The 489-nt window shown below is 21.9% G+C and carries 1 protein-coding gene (running past one end of the window); it reads right to left on the reverse strand.

Translation table 11 applies throughout. The features are described 5' to 3' along the window. Positions 1-285: 285 nt before the first annotated feature. A protein-coding gene (locus LUA84_RS03815; RefSeq protein ID WP_457913303.1) for an Hsp20/alpha crystallin family protein crosses the window boundary here: on the reverse strand, positions 286-489 show its 3' portion. Its footprint extends 192 nt past the window's final position; only the last 204 of its 396 coding nucleotides appear in the window; the start codon falls outside the window, past its right edge; its stop codon occupies positions 286-288.

Raw genomic sequence — 489 nt, forward strand, 5'->3', positions numbered from 1 at the left:
AAATAACAATTTATATAATTCTTTATAGAATTTGTTTTCAGGTAAAAATATATCATTATATATTTTTTCTAATTTATCATCAATATATTGATATATTGTTTGTAATTTTACAATATTTCTTTCTTTTATATCATAAAATTGATTACCATTATTCTTTGCTCATTATAAATGCAGATGATAATAATTCTTCTACAAATTTATATTTCATAAAAATTTATATTATAAAAAATTAAAAAACTATTCTAAATTAATTTTCTTTCCTTCATGGCCTGGTTTTTTCCCTATTTAAATCCTTAATACTCCATTTTCATATTTTGCCTTTATAGAATTCTCATCTGCATCTTCTGGTAATGGAATTATCCTTCTATATCCTGAAAATACACTTTCCGACATTATATAGTTCTCATCTTTTTCTTCCTTTTCAATTTTTCTTGATGCTACAATTTTTAGATGATGATCTACTAAGGTAACATCTATATCCTTCTTATC

The organism is Candidatus Nanopusillus massiliensis, assembly GCF_920984865.1.